This window comes from Glutamicibacter soli (assembly GCF_003309065.1).
Taxonomy (GTDB): domain Bacteria; phylum Actinomycetota; class Actinomycetes; order Actinomycetales; family Micrococcaceae; genus Glutamicibacter; species Glutamicibacter soli.
On the sequence record NZ_POAF01000004.1, the window covers coordinates 281,572 to 300,808 of the forward strand.

Consider the following 19,237-nt stretch of genomic DNA (forward strand, 5'->3'; position numbering starts at 1 on the left):
CCCGGGCGGCCAGTCCCACTTTCCGGAACCGGCGCGATCAACGTTCCGTTCCGCGCGGAGAAGCCGGCAGCAGCAGGGCCAGCACCGAGGCCAGCAGGCAGCTTGCGGCGACGCCGCCGAAGGCGAGCGACAGCCCTGACTGGGTCAGGAACTGCGAGCCGCCCGCGGAGACCGCGAAGCTCGAGAGCAGGAAGGCGAACACCGCGCTGGTGGCCGCCCCGGAGAAGGTGCGGATCAGCGAATTGATGCCGTTGGCCGCCGCGGCGTCCTGCGCCGGGCTGTATCCCATAACCAGCGCCGGCATGGCCGCGAAGCTCAGCGCCGTGCCCACGCCCACCAGCGCCGCACCGACCACGATGACTGCCAGCGAACCGTGGGTGAACAGGCGGAACACGAAGGCCAGCGACATGACCAGCGCGCCGAGGGCCAGCACCTTGCGCGCGTCGATGCGGTTGAGCAGCATGCCCGCCACCGGGGAGAGCCCGGCCATGGTCAGCGAGGCAGGGATCATGACCAGTCCCGCCTCTACCGGGCTGAGCCCCAGCCCGGATCCGATGCCGGCCGGGGCCTGCACCTCGTGGGCTGTCAGCAGGTGGTTGGCGAACATCCCCGCGGTGGCGAAGAAGGTGGCGATATTGGTCAACAGCACCGGGCGGCGGAAGGCGGTGCGCAGGTCGATGACCGCACGGGCGCTGCGTAGCTGCAGTGGAACCCACAAGCAGGCAGTGAGCACCCCGAGCCCGGAAATCACCGCCAGCGGCAGCGGGTTCGTGCCCCACCAGCTGGACCTCGAGATGACGAACAGGGCGCTGGCCAGCACCACCGACAGGCCCAGCGCGCCGAGCATGTCGAACCGGCCGCCCGGATAGGATCCGGCATCGCGGACCAGCAGCAGCACGCCGCCCAGGGCAAGGACCCCGCCGATGGCGGAGAATACGAAGATCCCCGCGGTGCCGAGCCCGCTGCTGCCCAGCACCCCGGAGAGCAGCAGCCCGGTGGCCGAGCCCAGTCCGACGGTCGCGCTCATGACGGCAATTGCGGTGCCTGCGCGCCCGGCCGGCATCATGTCGCGCAGCAGGCTGATGCCGATGGGGACGATGGAGGAGGCGCAGCCCTGCAGGGCCCGGCCCGCCAGCACCCAGCCGAAGCCCGGCCCCAACGCGGCGGTCAGCGAGCCGGCCACCAGCAGTCCTAGGGTCACCAGCAGCAGGCGCCGCCGGCCGTACATGTCCGCCATGCGCGAGAGCACCGGGGTTCCCACCGCCCCGGCAAGCAGCGTGATTGTCACCAGCCACGAAGCATCCTCCGCCGAGGCCCCGAGGTCTTCGGAGAAGCTGGGCAGCGATGGGACGATCAGCGTGAACTGCATCGAGGAGAGCATGCCGCTGACGGCAAGCAGGATGACGGTGGGCCACCGGGAGCTCTTCGGCATGAGCCGGAGGTCCTCCGATTCGGCGTTACGGGTGAGGCTCATGGGAGCATCCTGCGCTCGCTGGCGGGCGGGCAAAACGAAGCGATGGATGTCATTGGGCCGCGCCGGATTCCAGGAAGGTGAGGAACACTTCCGGCAGCCGGATGGCTTTCTGATCCGGGCTGACGGTCACCAGCCAGTTGGAGGCCGTTGCCACCAGGGTCTGGTCGCTGCGCCGCCACATCTGGAAGTCGAAGCGAACCGAGCAATTCCCGATTTCCCCGACGCGCAGCTCAATGGTGATTTCCTCGAAGAGCCGCGCCGCTTGCAGGTAGTCGCAGTGGGTGGCCCGGGACACCGTCCACCAGCCGAAGCGTTCGAGCAGGGTGTCCTGGCGGAATCCGTTCAGCAGCAGCCATTCGGTCTGCAGCGCTTCCATGCGCGGGAACCAGGTGGCGTAGTAGAGGATTCCGGCGGGGTCCGTGTCCGCGTAGCTCAATCGTTGGGTGTGCTCGTGCACCGGTGTGGAAAGTTCAGTATCAAAATTGAGCGACATTGCTGGAAGTCCCGCCTGAATTCGATTTGTATGGAGCGCAAGCAAACATTACCCAGCATTTGCACGGGGCAGTTTGCCGGATCCGAGTGAACGGGAAGAATCGATCCTAGACGCTATATCCGCCGTCCACGTTCAGCTTCTGGCCGGATATAAAATTTGCCTTTTCTGAAACGAGGAAGGCGACAGCCTCTGCGATATCTGCCGCAGTGCCAAATCTTCTCAAGGGGATGTTATCCATGGTGACCTGGAGGGCGTTGCTATCCAGTTCGCCAGTATCAATCAGCCGCGCAGCCATCCCGTCACTCAGCATGCCCGGAGCAACGGAGTTTGCTCGTACACCGTAGCGGCCTTCTTCGGCAGCCAATGCGCGAATCATGGTCTCGACTCCGCCTTTGGGAATCGCCGAAAGGCCGTCCCTTTTGGGGTAACGAGCAGTGGCTGCCGAAGTTACAGCGGTGATCGATCCAGATGTGGTTCGGAGGGAAGGAAGAACTGCATGAATGATGTTGAAGAATCCAACGAGATCAGCGTTGACTTGATCGGCGAAATTTTCAGGTGAAACTTTCGAAAGGTGCACCATTGGGACGTGCGGTCCTGCGGCGTGGATGAAGTTTTCAATTGCGCCGTGCTGTGCAATGAGGTCGTCGGCTAGCTTCCTGCAAGCCTGGGGATCTTGGAGGTCAATGCGGTGCGCTGTCGCCTTGTTGCCCATTTCTTCCACGAGCGCAGAGGGGTCAGATTGCTGGAAAGTGAATGCAACCTTTTTCCCACCCCTAACCAAGCGGCGGACAATCGCTGTACCGATTCCTCCGGAGCCTCCCGCGACGAGTGATATTCCCGATTCCTTGATGCCGGCGGCAGCTTTTTGTGTCATGCCGTGCAAGCTATCAGCTTTAGACGAAGAATTCCAAGCAAGCGATCGCTTGGTTTCTGCGATGCTAGGCCTTATGCTCAATGTAGCAAGCGTTAGGTTGTTAATTATCTGATTGTTATGTAAGGAGAGCGCTATGCGTTTTGGCAAGGCAAAATCGTTGGTTGCATCCATGGCAGTGCTAGGTTTGGCGCTCACTGGCTGCGCGAATTCGGCATCTTCTGCCGAAGGTGCAGGCGACGGAGACGGTTCGCTGAAGGTGCTGGTTCTGGGAGGCCTTGGCGCTGAAGGCATCCTTGCGAACAATGCAGCGACATCGGTTACTGCTGCGGAAGCATCCGTTGCAGCCGTGAACGAAGCCGGCGGAATCCTGGGCAAGAAGCTTGAGATCGAAGTGATTGATGATCGCGCGGACCCTACTGTGGCTGTGACAAAATTGCGTGAGAAGCTTGCTGAAGGCGAAAAGCCCGTTGCAGTCATGAACTCCGGTCCGTCAACGGTAGCGGAAGCAATCTTGCCCGTCCTGATGCAGAAGCAGATCCTCTCGTTTAACATCGGCCCAACCGAAACGTCGACCGACCCATCGGTCAACCCACTCAACTTTGATCTCTCGCCGAGTGTGCAGGACTATATTGATGGCTTTGTTCCGGAAATCCAGAAGAAAAAGTATGAAAAAGTTGCAGTTCTTCATGGCTCCAGTGCGACAGGCGAGCTATTTGGCAAACTTACCGAAGAAGCGTTCACATCTTCGGGATTGAAGGTCACGGGCAACGAGGGCTATGACAACGCGGCCCTGGACATGACGCCCCAGCTGGAGAAGCTCAAGAGCAGTAATCCGGATGCATTGGTTCTTGACTCCTACGGTGCGCCACTTGCATATGTGCTGCAGGGAATCGAAAAGCTTGGCTGGGATATTCCAGTAATTGGCAACAACTCGGTATCTGCCACCAGCCTGGTAGCCACGGACCCGCCTGCTGGTGTCCTAGGTACGTCCCAGGTCAAAAACCTGACAATGCAGGTCTTTGAGAGCACCAAATTTGATCCAAAGAACGAAAAGCTCAACGCAGCGGTAAAGCTGATGGCCGAGACGGGCACCATCGGCTCCTCGCTTATTCTTGCTTACAACTACGACGCGATGTGGCTGCTGAAGTCGGCTGCGGAGTCCTCGAACTCCCTTGAGGCCAAAAACATCGCCGAAGCACTTTTGGACAGCAAAGTCCAAGAAGCCGCGCAAACGCAGATTCTGCCCAAGTACGCATTTACGAGCGAGTCCCACGCCCCGCATATGGAACCAGAACATCTGATCTTTATCTCCCCGTCAAAAATGGTCAACGGCCAGTTCCAGTAACGATTCAAATCGTCAGGGGCCACGCTGAAAAAATGGCGTGGCCCCTGCCTGATCCGGTTTTAGAACAGGAGCGCTCATGACAATCATCTGGTCGGGTATGGCGATTGGTGCCGTTTATGCACTGGTTGCCATCGGATACAACATTGTTTTTATTTCACAAAAAACATTCAACTTTGCTCAAGCTTCCCTCATGATGCTCGGTGCCTTCATCACCTATGTAGGCATCGTAGTAATGCAGCTTCCATGGTGGTTGGTTGGCATCATGGCGGCAATCATAGTTGGACTTATAGCGGCCCTTGAAGAGCGGATTGCGATTCGTCCTGTGAAGGACATGCATAACCTGTTGGTGACCACTTTGGGTGCATCAATCATTCTGCAGGGAGTTGCGCAGCTGATTTGGGGCGGAGAGCCCTACCGAGTTCCCTTCTTCGCAGGTGATCAGGTCATCAGCTTGTTTGGCGGCAACGTTTACCCCGTAGAACTTGTGCTGGTTGCAGTGGTGATTCTCCTGGTTATCGGCCTGAACCAATTCTCCAAGCATAGCCTGATCGGTATTGCCCTTATGGGGATGAGTGAAGACCGTGAAGCTGCGCAGTTGCGTGGTGTGGATGTCCGACGTTTTGCATTTCTGGCTTTTGCCTTTACCGGCGTTCTGGCAGGATTTTTAGGGCTCTTTGTCGGCCCGAAAACTTATGCGGTGGCAACGCTGGGTGCGTCACTGGCACTCAAAGGATTCGTTGTACTCGCCATCGGTGGTTTTGGATCGTTGACCGGCACTCTCGCTGGCGGACTGATCGTAGGGCTTACGGAAGCCCTCGCCAGCCGGTACATCGGTGCTGACTTTGCGAACCTGAGCGTATTCCTAATCTTGGTCGTGATTCTAATGGCGAAGCCTTCAGGGCTGTTCAACCGGCAAAAAGAACGGACGGTATGACGTGTTAGCACTTTGGTTGAAAATCCGGGCACTGCCGACATGGGCGTTGCCGCTCCTTCTCGGAATCGTGCTGTTGCTGTTGCCTTCCTTGGGCATGAACTATGGAATGACCCGACAGGTTATCCTCACTTTGTTGCTGGCTCTCATTGTCTCGGGGCTGAACCTCAACTTGGGCTATGCCGGTGAGTTGGCGATGGGGCATATTGCAATGTATGCGGCGGGTGCCTACACGGCTGGCCTTATTGGCAAAGCCGGAATCACCGAAATCTGGGTCCAGCTTCTTGTCGGAGCTCTGGCTGCGTTAGTCGTTGGCCTGGTTTCGGGAGTTCCGGGCCTGCGACTCGGCGGCTGGTCCTTGGCCATGACATCATTCTTCCTGATCCTCTTGATCCCGGACGTCCTCTCGATTTTCAAGGAGTCGACCGGTGGACGCAATGGGCTGACGGGAATCGCCACTCCCACGCTTTTCGGGGAGCCGGTAACGGAAAATCAGTACTACGTTCTGGTCGTCGTAATAGCCATTCTATGGTTTGCTTTCATGCGCAACGTCGTGGTTTCCCGACACGGAACTGCATTTCAAGTGCTCAAGCAAAGCCCTGTGCTTGCCTCATCGTTAGGCATTTCCGTGTTCCGTATGAAACTTTCTGCTTATGCGCTGGGTGCAATCCCGGCAGGCTTGGCCGGCGTCCTCTTTGCCAACCTGGATATGTTCATTTCGCCAGAAGCCTTTACCTTCACCGTGGCTATGACAGTACTGGCCGCGTCCATATTCGGAGGTTCGGCCAGTGTTTACGGTGCCTTGGTTGGTGCTGGGGTTCTCCAATTCGGCTTGAACCAAGCAACCAACTTCCAGGAATATGGGCTGATCATCACTGGTGGATTCCTGCTCTTTGGAGGAGTCCTCTTTAGCGGAGGAATCGCCGGTGTAGGGCAGAAGATTGTCCGCAAGCTGGACTACAAGGCAGCGGAGCAGGCAGGACGTTCAAAGGGCAGCTCTGCGGAGAATGCCGTTGCGGATGTGGAAGTGCTGCAAGGTGCAAATCTGTCTGTGCAAACGGTTTCAAAGGCATTTGGCGGTAACAAGGCGTTGTCTCAGGTCAGTCTCGAGGCAAAGCCCGGAGCCGTGACAGCGATCATTGGTCCGAACGGCTCTGGCAAAACCACACTGCTGAATATGATTTCTGGATACTACGAAACGGATGAAGGCGTTATCGCGCTGGACGATTTGCAGATCCAGGGGCAGCCTTCCTATAAGGTCGCTCGATCCGGCGTTTCGAGAACTTTCCAGACGCCCAATATCCCGAAGAATCTGAGCGTCATTGAAGCGGTCGAATCCGGCCGGTACTCGACGCAGAGGGCTTCGATCCTTCAAGCAGTCTTTCGCACTCCAAAATTCCGCCGTATTCGCCGCGAGGATCGTTCCGAAGCGCAACGTGTGCTTAACCTCGTGGGTCTCGGATCGCAGCTCAATGCTGATGCCGATTCGCTCCCGCTCGGCAACCGTCGGTTATTGGAAGTTGCCCGTAGTTTGATTGGCTCACCCAAGGTCATCTTGTTGGACGAGGTTGCCTCGGGGCTGGATGAAGACGAGCTTGACGTACTTGCTGATCTCATTCTGCGGCTTCGCGAGGCAGGCTTGACCGTTGTCATCGTCGAGCACAACTTCCAGCTAGTGCTGCGGCTAGCGGATGTTATTTACGTTCTTGCCCAAGGCTCGGTGATGGCTCACGGCGCACCTGCCGAGATTGAGAAGAACCCGCGGGTCATGGAAGAGTACCTGGGCATTGTTTCGGACTCTGATGGAACTAGCTTGGTAGGAGCATGAAATGACTGAAGAGAATATCCTGCTCGAAGTCGAACACCTGCAGACCGGCTACGGCGATCTGAAAGTCGTGCGTGACGTTTCCTTGACCGTTCGCAGTGGTCAGATCACGGTCCTCTTGGGACGCAACGGTGCCGGAAAAACTACTACCCTGCGAGCAATAACGGGACTGAACCGAACTTATGGCGGTGAGGTCCGGTACCTTGGAAAGAAGTTGGGTGAGACCGTTGCTCATCGGCGCGTTGCACAGGGCATGTCATATGTTCAAGAAGGTAAAAGGGTCTTCCACGAACTGACGATTGAACAGAACCTGTTGCTTGGCGGTTTTTCGACGAAGTCGAAGAAGCGTGCGCTGCTGGAAGCAGTTCAGGAGATCTACGAGTTCTTCCCGATCCTCGGCGACAAGAGAAGTCTCCCAGCGTCCAGCATGTCTGGTGGGCAACAGCAGATGCTAGCCATCGGCCAAGCCTTAATGGCCAAGCCAAAACTTCTCATCCTTGACGAACCAAGCCAGGGCCTGGCTCCTGCCATCATGAAAGAAGTCATGGAGCGCGTGCACTCGCTCAAAGCCACAGGACTTGGAATTCTGCTCGTTGAGCAGGCCGTTCAGGAATCGCTGGAGATTTCTGATGAAGTTTCCGTGCTTGATATGGGTCGGACATCCCTAGCTGGCCCGGCCTCGTCAATGACCCTTGAACAACTCCAAGAAGCGTACTTCGGCACCAGTGAATCAGTGCCTGCGAAGCAGATGGCGGAGTAGATAAGAATTGCTACTCGATCCCATTGAGCCGTCGTGCCAATGGGTGATAGAACTATAATCATGTCAACATAGAAACAAGCATTTGCTTGGTTGTCGCACATTGTCTCGCGGCAAGGAGAAAGGTGGGAAAACGATGTCAGTCGTTATTGACCTTAAGGACCGGGTAGTGCTCGTTACGGGCGGCGCCCGCGGAGTCGGTGCCGGAATCACCCAGGCATTTCTCGACGCCGGCGCCGTCGTGGAGATCTGCGGACGCAGCCTCCCGGAGGCCGGCGGAATCAGCGAGCACCCTTCGGTGCACTTCACCCAGGTGGATGTCCGCAACGCGGAGCAGGTCCAGGACTGGGTTTCCGAGGTGCACAGCCGTCGCGGCCGCATCGACGTCGCCGTCAACAATGCAGGAGGCTCGCCCTTTGGCCGCTTTGAAAAGGGCTCTGCACGCTACCTGCAGGCCATCACGGAACTGAACTTCCTCTCAGCCGCACATGTCGCCAGCGCAGTGCTGCCGGTGATGATGCGTCAGCCTGAGAAGGGCTCGGTCGTGAACATCACCTCCATCAGCGCCCGCCGCCCGAGCCCGGGCACCGCGGTGTACGGCGCGGCCAAGGCCGCGCTGGAAAGCCTGACTGGAAGCCTCGCGGTGGAGTGGGCGCCGCACATCCGCGTGAACGCAGTCAGCTGCGGCCTGGTGGCCACCGAAGGCGCCGTAGACCACTACGGCGACGAGGAAAGCTTCGAGCGCGTTGCGGCAACCATCCCGCGCGGACAGCTCGCAGCGCCAAGCGAGATCGGCGCCGCCTGCGTCATGCTCGCCTCGGATATGGCATCCCACATTACCGGCGCGGTGCTGGACGTGGACGGCGGCGGAGAATGGCCGGCCTTCCTGGCGCACACCCCGAACGCCGATGAACTGAAACCACTTGAACTTGAAGTAGAAGGAGCACTCTAATGGCAGAGGCAGTTATTGTTTCAGCGGCGCGTTCGCCGATCGGCCGAGCCTACAAGGGCTCGCTGCGCGAAATGCGCGGCGACGACCTGGCCGCGCAGATGGTGCAGGCAGCGCTCAGCGCGGTGCCGGAACTGGACCCGAACACCATCAACGACCTGATGATGGGCTGCGCGCAGCCAGCCGGCGAGCAGGGCTACAACATCGCCCGCATGGTCGCCATGCAGCTGGGCCTGGACTCGGTTCCAGGCACCACCGTGCACCGCTACTGCTCGTCCTCGCTGCAGACCACCCGCATGGCATTCCACGCCATCAAGGCCGGCGAAGGCGACGTCTTCATCTCCGCCGGCGTGGAAACCGTATCGCGCTTCGGACTGGGCAAGTCCGACGGCATGCCGGACACCAAGAACCCTGCCTTCCTCGCGGCCATGGACCGCACGAAGGCGCTGAATGAGGATGCTTCCTCGCGCTGGAGCGACCCGCGCGCCAAGGGCGAGCTGCCGGACATATACATCGCCATGGGGGACACCGCGGAGAATGTCGCCCAACTGCGCGGCGTCTCCCGCGAAGCCCAGGACGAATGGGCAGTGCGCAGCCAGAACCTCGCCGAAGCAGCAGGGCTTCGCGGATTCTGGGAAAAGGACATCACACCGGTCACCCTGGGCGACGGCACCGTAGTGTCCACCGATGACGGACCGCGCGCCGGCGTGAAGCTGGAGAAGCTCGCCACCATGGCCCCGGTATTCCGCGAACACGGGACCGTGACCGCTGCGAACTGCTGCCCGCTGAACGACGGTGCCGCAGCACTGGTGATCATGAGTGATACCAAAGCCAAGGAACTGGGCCTGAAGCCCCTGGCACGCATTGTGTCCACCGGCGTGGCCGCGATGACTCCCGAGCTGATGGGTCTGGGGCCGGTCGATGCAGTCAAGCGCGCCCTGGCCAACGCCAAGATGTCGATCAAGGACATGGACATCATGGAGCTCAACGAGGCCTTCGCCGCCCAGGTGCTGCCGTCCATCGACGACATCGGCATCGACCCGAACAAGGTCAACGTCAACGGCGGCGCGATCGCCTTGGGTCACCCGTTTGGCATGACCGGCGCCCGCATGACCACCACCGCGATCCACGCGCTGCAGGAACGCGACGAGCAGTTCGCCGTGGAAACCATGTGCGTGGCCGGCGGCCAGGGCATGGCACTGGTGCTGGAGCGCTTGAACTAACACCAATCCACGAGAACCGACAGAACCGCGCATGTCTGGGGAGGAAATTCCCGAGGCATGCGCGGTTCCGTCTTCATGCAATAGCCCGGCCCTGCTTTTTGTGGTGATCCAAAGTCACGCTGAAGTTTTGTGGCTTTGAATCTATGGCAATTCAAGGTTCTTGCGAATACGGCTAACGCTGATCGCCAACGGGCTGCGGTAATACATCCTCGATCATTCTTGCCACGACAAGTAGATCCTTTTCGTAATTGCGAACAATTTTCCTCTTGACGTTCTGGAAATCACGGTAGTCAATGATGAGCAGCGTCAATCCTTGCTCAGGAATCATTGTCGCCTTTTGGGCGTCATATAGCTTGCGCTGTTCACCGCGCAGGTGCCCCGATGCGGTGACCTTGTTGTCGAAGAATGGGACGGCTTCTGAGTGCTGTTTCTCGTGGTACTCGACCACGAGTCCCCTGTCTTCCCAATAGCCATCGACCGGGAGCGGCGCTCGGAGCCCGGTCTTTTTCGAAGGCAGTCCCAGAAGCCAATCGAATGTTTTCTGCTGCTCGCAACCAGAACCTAGCACTTCATTGCATAGTTTGAGTACGTAGTACTCATCGCTCTTTGCCCGTTTCGATGTCGGCTGCGGTTCGGGTGTGTACTTTGGTGGTTTGGGGAAATACCGGTCTGTTCCCGAATCCAACCCCCAAGCTTCGTCGAAGTCCCCGTAATCGCCGTAGGCGAAGGGTAGATCCGTAGGTTTGCTGACCTGGCTCATGAGTTGTGAAGACCAGTCCACGTAGGCGCGGTTTCCGGTGTCTTCGAAGCCACTTCGCTTCAGGGAAGGCATCGCATCGACAATGGCCTCGGCAACGTCGACGTGGCTCACATCGGCGGGGAATTGAATACATTCGTTGAAGACATTTCCGTCGGCAGTTGTATACCGACATGACTCTTCCGCGTCGTAGGGAGCGCCAAACTCATCGCCGACGTGCCACTCGGTGACGTTGAAGATGATAATGCGTCAAGCGGTGCCCGAGGCATTCCATCCGGGCAAGATTCTCAAGCCCCGGTACCCGAGACGGTGAAGCAGCCTGACTGCTTCCAAAATCCTGAGGGGGAGTTGCGGATCCATTGTCCTCCTTGAAACTGTCTACTTATCGAATGTTCCCACGGAGTTCCGACACGTTAAAAGCCGGGCCGGGAAGCTGTGAAACAGCTCCCCGGCCCGGCTCGATCATTCGATTGACTAGCCTACTGGCTGCGGTACCGGTACCTCACGATTGCGTACCGCGCGCGGGTCGATGACCTCGCGGATCAGGCGCAACTCCTCGTCGGTTGGCAGGCGCGTTTCCGGCGCGTTGGAGGCATCCAGCGGGAATCCGGTGTTGTCGGTGACTTCCTGCGGATCCACGCCCGGGTGCACCGAGAGCACCTTCACGCGGCCGTCCTCGTCGTAGCCGAGCACGGCGAGGTTGGTGATGATGACACCCAGATGGTGATGCTTGAGGCCGGCCGCCTTGGCGCGGTCGTTGCCCACGCCGGAGACCATGTCCACTGAAGGGACGAACAAGCGTGCGCTGTGGCGTGCAATCCAGTAGTCCACGCGGTGGTTGGCGGTATTGCCAGGCGCCCCGCGCACGCCGATGAGCTGGCGCTTCGGCTTGTCCCAGTCGCCGATCAGCGAAATGTTCTGGTTGCCGTACTGGTCGATCTGGCTCGCGCCCATGATGCTCTGGCGGCGGCCGGTGGCCACGATGTCGAAGATGCGGCGGAACGGAGCCCAGCCCTCGATGACACCGCCGGCGGAGGCCGGCTTGCCTAGTGGGGAGGCTTCGCTCATCATGAAGGCTTCGCCGTCGCTGAGGATGATGTCCGGCGAATGGGTCAGCTTGGCCAGGCGTGCGCCAATGGATGGGACAATGCCCACCGCATGGGCGAGCAGCTCGCCGGATTCGCGGTAGATGTCCGAGCAGGCTGCAACGCAGATCTCGGCAATGGTGGCGTCGTTAGACATTGGCTTTCTCCTTTTCTGCGTGGAAGCGCTCGACGGCTGCATGGAATGCCGCCTCGTCGCCTGCCAGGAATTCTGCGGTGAAGGCATCCCACGCCGCCGGGTCCTTGGCGGATGCAGCGTAGTGCTTCTGGAAGACTTCGTCGCGGCCGTAGTCGGGCTCGCAGGTGGTGAAGTGCGCACCGCGCGGGGTCTCGACGACGCCGGTGACGTACATGCGGCTGAGCATCAACGTGTGGTACGAACCTTCATCGAGCAGATTTTCGGTCGGAACGATCTTCTCGGTGCTCACGAAGGTGCGGTCGGCGGCCATTGCGTAGAGGTCGTCGAAGTACGGGTCCGGGCCCAGGAACTGGACGTTGCCGGCTGCGTCGGCACGGTTGACGTGGATCAGCGCGACATCCATGCGGATGGCCGGAACCGCAACGTACTCGTCGTCCGAATACGGAGACTTGACCGTCTTCAGATGCTTGTTGGCTGGCAGGACATCGGAGCCAAGACCTGCAAGGGTTGGCAGGAAGGACAGACGTGCGGCGCCGGCGCGCAGGCCGGTCACGAACATGCCCTCATCGTATTCCTGCAGCTCCAGCTCGCCGCGTTCACGGGCTGCCGTGAACAGAGGATCCAGCGGGATGCTGTCCAGGGTGACGAAGCCGTAGATCAGCTTCTTGACTTTGCCGGCTGCGACCAGCAATCCGACGTCCGGGCCGCCTAAGGAGACCACGGTCAGGTCCTTGACGTCGGTCCGCAACAGTTCGCGGACGAAGGCCATGGGCTTGCGCCGCGAGCCCCAGCCGCCGATGCCGATGGTCATTCCAGACTTGATGGACGCTACCGCGTCACTGAGTTCCAATCGCTTGTCAGGCATTGGGTTTCCCTCATTTCTTCACCGAATAATAAACCTAGCGCTCGCTTGGTTGTAAGGCTAGCATGGATGAAATGAATTAGTCAGGGCAGTCCCATCGGTCAGCAACCGTGATGCATGTTGACTTGATTCATGGTTCATGAGGTTCGCATCAGTGTGAAGCCTGCGGTCGCAACGTAGTTGCCCCAGTTTGGCCAGCTGCGGCAAGCGCTAGCAAGGTACCAAGCGGTGCTTGAATCCCGAGTAGACATTCCAACGTTGGTTGGGTCGGCCAAGCGATCTGCAGGCCGAACGGCTGGATCGAAGGAGGTGGCACGTCATCGCCCGTGAAAACGTATTGGCATGTCCCGGACGATTTCTGCCGAGCCCGAGCTGGGCATTCTGTGCGGGACGGATCCGGAATTGCGAACATAATCCGCTTTTGCCCAAGAGTGGGTTCATTTCCTGCACTGCGGTTCATTCTCTTGGGTGCTCCGTTGTATTCATCTCCGTAGATTGCATCGCTGCGTGGCTGATCACGAGAAGTAGGCCAATTGCCGAAATTATCTGGCCGACGGTTGCGTGTTTTGCCTGTGGAGAGTGCTGCCGGCGTGACGGAGAACAAACTACGATTTGCGCATGGGCAGAGGAAAAATTGCTTGGCTGGTGGCAGGAACACTGACGGTGTGTGGGCTGTTTTGGTTTTTTACGAGGCCTGCCGACTATGTAAACGGGGTGTTCCAATGGATGCACCCCGGTGCTCAGGCATTGGCGGCGGTCGCACCCATTGGCACCTTGGTAGCTGTAGGCACGGCATCATTCCTCGCTTATCGAACACTTCGCTACAGGACCCGTGTTGACGACGCGGATCAATGGTGGAAACGAGCGCAATACGGAATCGATCTGGTTCACGGGACTGCCGCGCAGAAGGCTGCGGGGAGTGACCTCATCAAGACGCTTCTCGGTCCTTGGCTCAAAAACGCCGAGGACGGTGCCCCGGTGAAAAAGGCAAGGAAAGCGCGCAAGCGAGCCGGAGCCTACGGATGGCGGGTGTCGGAGGATGAGAAAGAGATGCTGAATCGAATTCTTCAAAGAGCTTTGGAAGGGAGCGCCCCGGACTCCCTGACCGACAAGGAGCTCGAAGAATTAGAAGCTAAGGAGAAAGAGGGTAAGAGATCGTGTGCCGCCCAGTTGGAGAACGCCGATCCAAGTGATGCGACGATAGAAACGTCAACTGCCAAAAACAAAACTTCTCAGCCGAATCATGGGTCCGGCCGTAGAATGAGCATGGGAGAGGAGGTAGCAGATGAGCCCAAAAAAGAAGGCGACGGATACGGATATTCAGCTGACGACCAAGGCTCGCGTGGTTAAACTTGGGGACAATTACATTGTGCTCGGCCAGAACAATGAGCCACTGACTGCAAGGTATCCCGCTGACAGCTTTCGATACATAACGGACGGGGCGAAGTCAGCCTACCAACTGGCTACCTTGGACGGTAAGAGGCCAAGCGACGCGATTATTGCCCTGGCAAATTACGTTCCTCCCGGACCAAGAACTGCATAACGAAAAGCCCCGCCAAATGACGGGGCTTTGTCGTAGTTAGAGGCGCTGTTGCCGGGGAAAGCCGGGGCTAGGCGCGGCCTCCTGGAGGGCCCAGGATCAGCATGACGGTGAAGATCAGTGCGACGCTCACGACTGCGATCACCGCGGTCAGGATTGGGCGGCCGACCATCCAGCGGAACAGGGTGTCAATCCACTTGTCATCGTCCGGGTGATCGCTCTTGGTGGTGCGCCATTCGCCTTCCAGGCGTCCCTGCTTCTCCAAGCGGCGTTCATAGGGAATCGTCAGGTAAGGGACGATCGAGGTGGCTGCGGCAAGCACGATGGAGCGCTTGGTCCAGCGCTGGTTGATGCCGACGAGCACGCCGGTGGCAACGTAGGACAGGAACACGAAACCGTGCATGAATCCGGCAATGGAAACCGGCCAGTCGCCCACCTTCACGACGTACTTCAACAGCATGGCGATGATCAGAAGCGTCCAGGTGACAGCTTCGGCCCGGGCAACGATGCGGAATAGGGTGCGTGGTGACATAACTTGATTTCTGTCCCTCGGGATTGCGAATAACTCGGTTCTCCGTTTAGAACCCACCAAAGTCTAACGGGTGCTCCTGTGTGCACAATTTGAACGATGGGCCGGCTATGGCTCCGGCATGAGGCAAAAAAAGACGCCATCCCGTCCGCCGAGAATCTGCGGCGGACGGGATGGCTGCTGCGAGGCCGATGCGGTTAGGCCGCGGTCAGGCCCAGCAGTTCGCCGAGACGCTGGCGGTGCGTCCGGGCTTGCCCGAAGAGCTGGCTGGTGGCATGAGCGCGCTTGAAGACCAGCTGGGCATCGTGCTCCCAGGTGATGGCGATGCCGCCATGCAGCTGCACGCACTCCGCTGCGATGTGGTCCAGCGCGTCCGAGCACCAGGCCGCGGCGGATGCCGCACGCTGCGGCAGGTCGTCGGCTCCGGTGCCGGCGGACCATGCGGCGGCCCAGGCCGCGGTGCGCGCGGTCTCCACCTGCACCAGCATGTCGGCCATGCGGTGCTTGAGCGCCTGGAAGGATCCGATGGCGCGTCCGAACTGCTCGCGCTGCTTGGAGTATTCAACCGTCATGTCCAGTCCGCGCCGGGCGGTGCCCGCCTGCCAGCAGGCCAGCGACACCAGGGCGATGTCGCGGACCTTGGCCAGGGCGGCTTCGGCGTCCAGGGCCAGTGCGCGGGCCGGCACCTGGTCCAGGGTGTAGGTGGCGAAACGCAGGGTGGTGTCCACCGCAGGGGTGGAGATCCGCCCGATCGCTTCCGGATCCAGGATCTCGAAGATGCCCGGTCCGTTCTCGGTCTGGGCCACGGCCAGCACCAGGTTGGCGCCCAATCCGTCGATCACCAGGGTTGCCTCGCCGTTCAGCACCCAGTCCTCGCCCTGCGGGGCGGCGGCAAGGTCGTTGGATGCGGGATCCCAGCGGCCCTTGGAGTCCGCCCAGGCGAGCGTGGCCAGGGTTTCGCCTTCGGCGATGCCCGGCAGCAGTCGCTCGCAGGCCTCGGTGTTCCCGGATTCGAGGATGGCCGCGGTGGCCAGCACGGCCGAGGAGAGCAGCGGGGACGGAGCCAGGTGGTAGCCGAGGGTCTCCAGGACCAGTCCGGTCTCCAGCCAGCCGCAGCCTGCCCCGCCGAATTCCTCCGGGATCGCCAGGGAGGCGACGCCGATTTCCTGGGCGAGCACCTGCCACAGCTGCGGGTCGTAGCCGCGCTCGGATTCGGCCGCGCTGCGCACTGCCAGCGGGTCGGCATGGCGGGCCAGTACCGCGTGCAGGGTCTTGGCCAGTTCGTTTTGTTCGTCGGTTAATGAGAAGTCCATGATGTCCTCTAGCTGGCAGGCGACAGGATCGCGGCGGGAGCCAGGATCGACGCGGCGATGCGTGAACGGTGGTAGCGGCCGGTGCCCCAGGCCGAAGCCAGCGCGTGCACCCGGGTGAGCCACAGGCTCAGGTCGTGCTCCTGGGTGTAGCCGATGGCGCCGTGCACCTGCAGTGCGGTGCGGGCGGCCAGGATTGCGGCGTCCGAGGCGGCGACCTTGGCGGCGGACACGCTGCGTTCGCCGGCCGGGGTGCCCAGATCCAAGGCCGCGCCCTTGAGCAGCGGGCGGGCGAAGGTCAGCGCCACGCGGACGTTGGCCAGCTGGTGCTTCAGCCCCTGATATTCGCCAATGACGCGGCCGAACTGCTCGCGCAGCTTGGCGTAGGCCACTGCCTCTTCCAGCAGGCGTTCGCCGGCGCCGAGCAGCATGGCGGCGCTGCCCAGAGTGGCGCGGTCGATGGCCAGCGCCACGGCCTGCGGATCCAGCGCGGCGGCCGGGCCGGCAGGGACCAGCTCATGCAGGGTACGGGCCGCGTCGATGGACTCCTGTCCTTCCCCTGCCCCGGCAGGGGTGATGGAATCCTCGGTGACGATGAACTGCTGCGAGCACAGCTGCGCATCCAGCGCGTAGGGCACGAAGCCCGGGATCGCGGCGGTGGCGATCACCGAGCCGTCAGCCAGGGATTCGCGCAGCGCTGGATCCACCAGATCCGGCAGCAATGCCGCGGATTCCAGGTAGGGGCCCGGGGCTGCGTGGTAGCCCAGACGCTCGAAGGCGACGATCAGGTCCACCGGGGTGCCGCCCATGCCGCCGTCGGCCTCGTCGATGCACAGGCCCAGCAGGCCGAGCTCGGCAAGCTGCTCCCACAGTGCGCGGGCCGGAGCCGCATCGCCTTCCGAGGCCGCGCGGGCCACGGCGGTGCCGCCCACGGATTCGATGACCTGGTCGATGGCCTCGGCCAGCGCCCGCTGTTCCTCACTGATTACGAATTTCATGACGCCTTCCGTCCGTCGCCGCCGCGTGGCAGGCCAAGTATGCGTTCTGCAATGATGTTGCGCTGGATTTCGTTGGTGCCCGCGTAGATCGGGCCACCCAGGGCGAAGATGTAGTCATCCACCCAGCGTCCGCCGGCCTCCGCGGAGGCAGAGCGCAGTTCCGCGGCCGGGCCGAGCAGATCCAGGCCGGTCTGGTGGATCGCGATGTCCAGTTCGGACCAGAAGACCTTGTTCACGCTGCCTTCGGCGCCGATGTCGCCGCCTTCCTGCAGCGTGCTGACGGTGCCCCAGGTGTACAGGCGGTAGGCCTCGGACTTGATCCAGGCATCCACCACCGCGTCCTGGGCGAATGGATCCTGCTCCTGGTTGCGCTGCCACAAGTCGATCAGCCGGTCGGTGGCGGCGCAGAAGCGGCCGGGGGAGCGCAGCGACAGGCCGCGCTCGTTGCCGGCGGTGCTCATAGCCACGCGCCAGCCGTCGCCCGGGGCGCCGAGCACGTCCTCGTCCGCGACGAACACGTCGTCGAAGAACAGCTCCGCGAACCCGGTGGTGCCATCCAGCTGGGTGATCGGGCGGACCGTCAGGCCCGGCGCATCCAGCGGGAACAGGAAGTAGGTCAGGCCGCGGTGGCGCTGCGCCTCGGGATCCGAGCGGAACAGGCCGAAGCCGCGGTCGGCCCACGGGGCGCGCGAGCTCCAGGTCTTCTGGCCGTTCAGGATCCAGCCGCCGCGCTCGTCGTCGCGCTTGGCGGTGCTGCGGATGGAGGCCAGGTCGCTGCCGGCGCCCGGCTCGGACCAGGCCTGGGCCCAGATCAGGGTGCCGTCGGTCATGTCGCGCAAAAAGCGCTCATGCTGCGCCTCGGTGCCGTGCCCGAACAGGATCGGAGCCAGCAGCGAGATGCCGTTCTGCGCCACGCGGGTCGGGGCTCCGGCGCGGTAGTACTCCTCCTCGAAGAGCACCCACTCGATCAGCCCGGCGCCGCGGCCCCCGTATTCCTCCGGCCAGGATACGACGGACCAGCGTCCTTCGGCCAGCTTGGCTTCCCACTGACGGTGGGCGGCGAAGCCCTCCTCGGTGTCCATGGAGGGCAGCGGGGTGGCCGGCACGTTTTCGGCCAGCCAGGCGCGTGCTTCGGCAGCGAACGCGAGCTGCTCTTCTGTCAGGTCAAGATCCATTTATTTTGCCGCCTCCGCCATGTTCTTGGCTCCCATGCCGGCCAGGGAATCCTTGCCGACCTCTGCGTTGTGTGCGTGGGCTGCGTGGTGCAGCCCGAAGACCGAGTCCATGCCGGCGCGCAGGCCCTGCAGGTCCTCGGATTGGTTGACCGCCTTCTTGGCCAGGGCCAGGCCGAGGCGGGGCATGGCGCCGATGCGCTCGGCCAAATTCAGCGTGTGCTCCTCGAGCAGTTCGCGGTCAACGACGTGGTTGACCATGCCCAGCTCGTAGGCGCGGCGGGCCGTGAAGCGGTCGCCGGTGAACAGCATTTCCTTGGCCGCGCGGGGGTTGGTGACCCACGGGTGGGCGAAGTATTCCACGCCGGGAATACCCATGCGGACCACCGGGTCCGAGAAGAATGCGTCTTCGCTGGCCACGATGAAGTCGCAGGACCAGGCCAGCATCAGGCCGCCAGCGATGCAGGCGCCGTGGACCATGGCGATGACGGGCTTGGGCAGTTCGCGCCAGCGGCGGCACATGCCCAGGTAGACCTCGGATTCGCGGGCGAAGCGGGAGTCGACGCCCTCGGCGCCGACGTGGTCCCACCAGACCACTGCCTTGCGCTCGAAGCTCTGGTCGGCGTCGCGCTCCGGGGTGCCGATGTCGTGGCCTGCGCTGAAGTGCTTGCCGTTGCCCGCCAGCACGATGGCCTTGACCGCGTCGTCCTCGACGGCGCGGGTGAACGCGGCGTCCAGGGCATAGGTCATTTTCGAGTTCTGTGCGTTGCGGTACTCGGGGCGGTTCAGTCGAATGATCGCCGTGGTGCCGCGCACTTCGTAGGTTACGACGCCGTCACTGTCGTTCAGAGTCATCGCGGGCCTCCTTATCCTGTGTCGCATTTCGGCTGGGAACCCAGCCGTGAAAACTTGCTTGGGACTACAGTAACCAAACAAGTGCTTGGTTTGCTAGCATA

18 protein-coding genes are annotated in these 19,237 nt (G+C 61.2%); 7 read left to right on the plus strand and 11 right to left on the minus strand.

Features of this window, described 5'->3' with window-relative positions; translation table 11 throughout:
- Positions 1-37 precede the first annotated feature (37 nt).
- The 3 genes from C1H84_RS10415 to C1H84_RS10425 form a co-directional block, all read right to left on the minus strand.
- A complete protein-coding gene (locus tag C1H84_RS10415; protein ID WP_113607362.1) occupies positions 38-1,474 on the minus strand; it encodes an MFS transporter in 1,437 nt (478 codons plus the stop codon).
- A gap of 49 nt (positions 1,475-1,523) precedes the next feature.
- On the minus strand, positions 1,524-1,967 hold the full coding sequence (locus C1H84_RS10420; RefSeq protein ID WP_082124026.1) for an acyl-CoA thioesterase: 444 nt from the start codon (positions 1,965-1,967) through the stop codon (positions 1,524-1,526).
- Between the two features lie 106 nt (positions 1,968-2,073).
- The gene (locus tag C1H84_RS10425) at positions 2,074-3,012 is read right to left on the minus strand and encodes an SDR family NAD(P)-dependent oxidoreductase (protein ID WP_220124902.1); all 939 of its coding nucleotides are present in this window, start codon (positions 3,010-3,012) and stop codon (positions 2,074-2,076) included.
- Between C1H84_RS10425 and C1H84_RS10430 the strand changes: the two genes are divergently transcribed.
- From C1H84_RS10430 to C1H84_RS10455, 6 genes are all read left to right on the plus strand, one after another.
- Entirely contained in the window at positions 2,975-4,186 is a 1,212-nt protein-coding gene (locus C1H84_RS10430; protein WP_113607364.1) for an ABC transporter substrate-binding protein, read from the plus strand. The genes C1H84_RS10425 and C1H84_RS10430 overlap by 38 nt on opposite strands.
- A gap of 76 nt (positions 4,187-4,262) precedes the next feature.
- The gene (locus tag C1H84_RS10435) at positions 4,263-5,120 is read left to right on the plus strand and encodes a branched-chain amino acid ABC transporter permease (RefSeq protein ID WP_113607365.1); all 858 of its coding nucleotides are present in this window, start codon (positions 4,263-4,265) and stop codon (positions 5,118-5,120) included.
- 1 nt (position 5,121) lies between these two features.
- Positions 5,122-6,945, plus strand: a complete 1,824-nt coding sequence (locus C1H84_RS10440) for a branched-chain amino acid ABC transporter ATP-binding protein/permease (protein ID WP_113607366.1) — start codon at positions 5,122-5,124, stop codon at positions 6,943-6,945.
- Position 6,946: 1 nt separating this feature from the next.
- Positions 6,947-7,702, plus strand: coding sequence for an ABC transporter ATP-binding protein (locus tag C1H84_RS10445; RefSeq protein ID WP_047120445.1), 756 nt, complete (start codon positions 6,947-6,949; stop codon positions 7,700-7,702).
- A gap of 133 nt (positions 7,703-7,835) precedes the next feature.
- Positions 7,836-8,651, plus strand: coding sequence for an SDR family oxidoreductase (locus tag C1H84_RS10450; protein WP_113607367.1), 816 nt, complete (start codon positions 7,836-7,838; stop codon positions 8,649-8,651).
- Entirely contained in the window at positions 8,651-9,871 is a 1,221-nt protein-coding gene (locus tag C1H84_RS10455; RefSeq protein ID WP_047120443.1) for an acetyl-CoA C-acetyltransferase, read from the plus strand. Before C1H84_RS10450 ends, C1H84_RS10455 begins: the two co-directional genes overlap by 1 nt.
- 172 nt (positions 9,872-10,043) lie before the next feature.
- On the opposite strand, the gene C1H84_RS18405 is transcribed toward C1H84_RS10455, so the two are convergent.
- The 3 genes from C1H84_RS18405 to C1H84_RS10470 all read right to left on the minus strand — a co-directional run bounded on the left by C1H84_RS18405 (position 10,044) and on the right by C1H84_RS10470 (position 12,735).
- On the minus strand, positions 10,044-10,742 hold the full coding sequence (locus C1H84_RS18405; protein WP_220124903.1) for a hypothetical protein: 699 nt from the start codon (positions 10,740-10,742) through the stop codon (positions 10,044-10,046).
- A gap of 360 nt (positions 10,743-11,102) precedes the next feature.
- On the minus strand, positions 11,103-11,870 hold the full coding sequence (locus C1H84_RS10465; protein ID WP_113607368.1) for a CoA-transferase subunit beta: 768 nt from the start codon (positions 11,868-11,870) through the stop codon (positions 11,103-11,105).
- Positions 11,863-12,735 (minus strand): CoA transferase subunit A, encoded by an 873-nt coding sequence (locus C1H84_RS10470; RefSeq protein ID WP_047120441.1) that lies wholly within the window; start codon positions 12,733-12,735, stop codon positions 11,863-11,865. Before C1H84_RS10470 ends, C1H84_RS10465 begins: the two co-directional genes overlap by 8 nt.
- 615 nt (positions 12,736-13,350) lie before the next feature.
- Between C1H84_RS10470 and C1H84_RS10475 the strand changes: the two genes are divergently transcribed.
- Positions 13,351-14,082, plus strand: a complete 732-nt coding sequence (locus C1H84_RS10475; protein WP_146956022.1) for a hypothetical protein — start codon at positions 13,351-13,353, stop codon at positions 14,080-14,082.
- Between the two features lie 260 nt (positions 14,083-14,342).
- On the opposite strand, the gene C1H84_RS10480 is transcribed toward C1H84_RS10475, so the two are convergent.
- The 5 genes from C1H84_RS10480 to C1H84_RS10500 form a co-directional block, all read right to left on the minus strand.
- Positions 14,343-14,804, minus strand: coding sequence for a DUF3817 domain-containing protein (locus tag C1H84_RS10480; protein WP_047120439.1), 462 nt, complete (start codon positions 14,802-14,804; stop codon positions 14,343-14,345).
- Positions 14,805-14,998: 194 nt separating this feature from the next.
- Entirely contained in the window at positions 14,999-16,114 is a 1,116-nt protein-coding gene (locus tag C1H84_RS10485; RefSeq protein ID WP_113607369.1) for an acyl-CoA dehydrogenase family protein, read from the minus strand.
- An 8-nt stretch (positions 16,115-16,122) separates the two neighbouring features.
- Positions 16,123-17,109, minus strand: a complete 987-nt coding sequence (locus C1H84_RS10490) for an acyl-CoA dehydrogenase family protein (protein WP_113607370.1) — start codon at positions 17,107-17,109, stop codon at positions 16,123-16,125.
- Positions 17,106-18,284 carry an acyl-CoA dehydrogenase family protein gene (locus C1H84_RS10495; protein WP_113607371.1) on the minus strand — a complete coding sequence of 393 codons (1,179 nt, stop codon included), beginning with the start codon at positions 18,282-18,284 and terminating at the stop codon, positions 17,106-17,108. The genes C1H84_RS10490 and C1H84_RS10495 overlap by 4 nt, the downstream gene beginning before the upstream one ends.
- Positions 18,285-19,136, minus strand: a complete 852-nt coding sequence (locus tag C1H84_RS10500; protein ID WP_047120435.1) for an enoyl-CoA hydratase — start codon at positions 19,134-19,136, stop codon at positions 18,285-18,287. It abuts the gene before it with no gap.
- Positions 19,137-19,237 lie beyond the last annotated feature (101 nt).

Coding starts and splice junctions, on each gene's coding strand:
- C1H84_RS10430 (WP_113607364.1), top strand. CDS start 2,975: ATGCGTTTTGGCAAGGCAAAATCGTTGGTTGCATCCATGGCAGTGCTA.
- C1H84_RS10420 (WP_082124026.1), bottom strand. CDS start 1,967: ATGTCGCTCAATTTTGATACTGAACTTTCCACACCGGTGCACGAGCAC.
- C1H84_RS10500 (WP_047120435.1), bottom strand. CDS start 19,136: ATGACTCTGAACGACAGTGACGGCGTCGTAACCTACGAAGTGCGCGGC.
- C1H84_RS10415 (WP_113607362.1), bottom strand. CDS start 1,474: ATGAGCCTCACCCGTAACGCCGAATCGGAGGACCTCCGGCTCATGCCG.
- C1H84_RS10485 (WP_113607369.1), bottom strand. CDS start 16,114: ATGGACTTCTCATTAACCGACGAACAAAACGAACTGGCCAAGACCCTG.
- C1H84_RS10480 (WP_047120439.1), bottom strand. CDS start 14,804: ATGTCACCACGCACCCTATTCCGCATCGTTGCCCGGGCCGAAGCTGTC.
- C1H84_RS10455 (WP_047120443.1), top strand. CDS start 8,651: ATGGCAGAGGCAGTTATTGTTTCAGCGGCGCGTTCGCCGATCGGCCGA.
- C1H84_RS10425 (WP_220124902.1), bottom strand. CDS start 3,012: ATGGATGCAACCAACGATTTTGCCTTGCCAAAACGCATAGCGCTCTCC.
- C1H84_RS10445 (WP_047120445.1), top strand. CDS start 6,947: ATGACTGAAGAGAATATCCTGCTCGAAGTCGAACACCTGCAGACCGGC.
- C1H84_RS10435 (WP_113607365.1), top strand. CDS start 4,263: ATGACAATCATCTGGTCGGGTATGGCGATTGGTGCCGTTTATGCACTG.
- C1H84_RS10490 (WP_113607370.1), bottom strand. CDS start 17,109: ATGAAATTCGTAATCAGTGAGGAACAGCGGGCGCTGGCCGAGGCCATC.
- C1H84_RS10465 (WP_113607368.1), bottom strand. CDS start 11,870: ATGTCTAACGACGCCACCATTGCCGAGATCTGCGTTGCAGCCTGCTCG.
- C1H84_RS10450 (WP_113607367.1), top strand. CDS start 7,836: ATGTCAGTCGTTATTGACCTTAAGGACCGGGTAGTGCTCGTTACGGGC.
- C1H84_RS10495 (WP_113607371.1), bottom strand. CDS start 18,284: ATGGATCTTGACCTGACAGAAGAGCAGCTCGCGTTCGCTGCCGAAGCA.
- C1H84_RS10475 (WP_146956022.1), top strand. CDS start 13,351: ATGGGCAGAGGAAAAATTGCTTGGCTGGTGGCAGGAACACTGACGGTG.
- C1H84_RS10470 (WP_047120441.1), bottom strand. CDS start 12,735: ATGCCTGACAAGCGATTGGAACTCAGTGACGCGGTAGCGTCCATCAAG.